The sequence below is a fragment of the Pseudomonas syringae pv. cilantro genome, from assembly GCF_001293775.1.
Lineage (GTDB): Bacteria > Pseudomonadota > Gammaproteobacteria > Pseudomonadales > Pseudomonadaceae > Aquipseudomonas > Aquipseudomonas syringae_P.
Window position 1 is genome coordinate 7,570 of sequence record NZ_LGLN01000084.1, and the last position, 1,792, is coordinate 9,361.

Consider the following 1,792-nt stretch of genomic DNA (forward strand, 5'->3'; position numbering starts at 1 on the left):
TGACGCTCAAGCCCGAGGGGGGTAAACCCCGCACGGTGTGGGGCGTAGGGCTGGAAGATGCCATGAAGGATTCGAATCTGAAGCAAGGAGACCAGGTGCGTTTGAAAGACCTGGGCACCCGGCCTGTCGTGGTGCAGGTAATAGCTGAGGACGGCACTACGACTGACAAGACGGTAAACCGCCGCGAATGGTCAGCGCAGCCGACCGCGCCTGAGCGGGAAGTGGCAGAGACCACGCCCAAGGGGCAGGCCATAGCAGCCGGCACTCCGGAGCTGTCATCGCCGGATGAAGATGACGGCATGAGCGTGGACTGAGCCGTCCGGTTACCCACCTCCTTAGTATGGAGGTGGGTTCCTTTCTGACGACTCAGTAGATTCCTCATAGCAAAATTTCCATAACTTATGTAAGTTATGTCACTTCAATAATCAGTACCAAGGGCAGTTCATGATCTTACTTTTAGGTGGTGAAAAAGGCGGCAGCGGTAAAAGCTGTCTGGCTCAAAACCTGGCCGTCTGGCTGCAGGCCCGCGGAGGTGACGTCCTGCTTCTGGATGCCGACCCTCAGGGCACAACTGCAGACTGGGCTGCTGAACGCTCTGCACAGGGAGACCTCCCTGCGATTCCTGTTGTGCAAGCACACGGCAATATTCGTCAAACACTGACAGACCTTCGGGGCCGGTACAGGCAAATTGTGGTCGATGCTGGAGGGTCTGATTCGGAGGCGCTGCGGTCAGCTATGACGGTAGCAACTCATATGTTGATCCCTTTCCGACCCAAGCGACGAGATCTCAAAACCCTCCCAAAGGTCGATAACCTGGCTCGGTTGGCTACTGCAGTGAACCCAGCATTGAACGTGCGTGCAGTGATCACCCAATGCCCTGCCCTTCCTAGTCAGATACAGCGGATATTGGATGCCAAAGAAGCATGCCGCTCCTTCGGCATTCAACCTCTTGACGCTATTACTACAGCCCGCAATGTCTACGACGATGCGGATGAAGACGGTTGCTCCGTCTTGGAAAGCAACTCCGACGCACGTGCTATAGAAGAAATACAGACGTTGGCAGCAGAGCTTTGGGGGGATGCCAAATGGGATTGAAAGATTTGATTCGTAAGGCTGAACCGGTCTCTCCATCGTCTGAGGCCAACGATGAAGCCGCACTGGCTTTCATATCTGCGGCACCTGTAAGTGCAACGCCCGAGCCTAAGCGCAAGCGTAAGAAAGCTTCTACATTCGTGCGTACTACTTTTTCCCTATCCAAGGACGTCAACAGGCAGATAGATAAGATTTCTCTTTTGCCACGGACCTTCCGCATATCTAGATCCGATGTGATTCGGGCAGGAATCATGGCTCTCCAGGAGCTTGATAAAGCAGACCTCATTGCGCTGCTTGAGAATGCGTCTAATGCTGAACCCATAACCGATTCTACGGAAGACGAGTAAGTTCTATAACTTACGTAAGTTATTCCCATTACATAAATTACATCACTCATTCCGCTGAAAGCCACGTCATGCAAGGGCTATGGCCATACGCACTAGGCTGAAAAAATGGTGGAATATAAGCTTTGAAAAATGGCATTTTCATTGCGGATGGGGAATCCGGGTGATAGTGTTCACCCACTTTGCCTGCCCACCGTTGCTGGGATGCCATATTTTTCATGCTCGAATGAGCGTAGACGGGAAAATTTCTAACGATTTAGCCAAATAGCAGAAACCAAAAAGCCCCGCTTGGCGGCGGGGCTTTTTGGAAAATCTTGAACAGGCCGTTTGGTTGCGGAGTACCTGTTCAACACACA

Annotated in this window: 2 protein-coding genes and 1 pseudogene; all 3 read left to right on the top strand. The window is 52.4% G+C overall.

The features are described from left to right. A pseudogene (locus ABJ99_RS23920) lies at positions 1 to 314 on the top strand (relaxase); the annotation flags it as partial. 130 nt (positions 315 to 444) lie between these two features. Continuing rightward, positions 445 to 1,095 carry an AAA family ATPase gene (locus ABJ99_RS23925; protein ID WP_024690823.1) on the top strand — a complete coding sequence of 217 codons (651 nt, stop codon included), beginning with the start codon at positions 445 to 447 and terminating at the stop codon, positions 1,093 to 1,095. Continuing rightward, on the top strand, positions 1,086 to 1,439 hold the full coding sequence (locus ABJ99_RS23930; protein ID WP_024668964.1) for a hypothetical protein: 354 nt from the start codon (positions 1,086 to 1,088) through the stop codon (positions 1,437 to 1,439). Before ABJ99_RS23925 ends, ABJ99_RS23930 begins: the two co-directional genes overlap by 10 nt. Positions 1,440 to 1,792: the final 353 nt, after the last annotated feature.

Excerpts from the sequence above, each read along its gene's own strand:
- ABJ99_RS23930 (WP_024668964.1), top strand. The coding sequence starts at position 1,086 with ATGGGATTGAAAGATTTGATTCGTAAGGCTGAACCGGTCTCTCCATCG.
- ABJ99_RS23925 (WP_024690823.1), top strand. The coding sequence starts at position 445 with ATGATCTTACTTTTAGGTGGTGAAAAAGGCGGCAGCGGTAAAAGCTGT.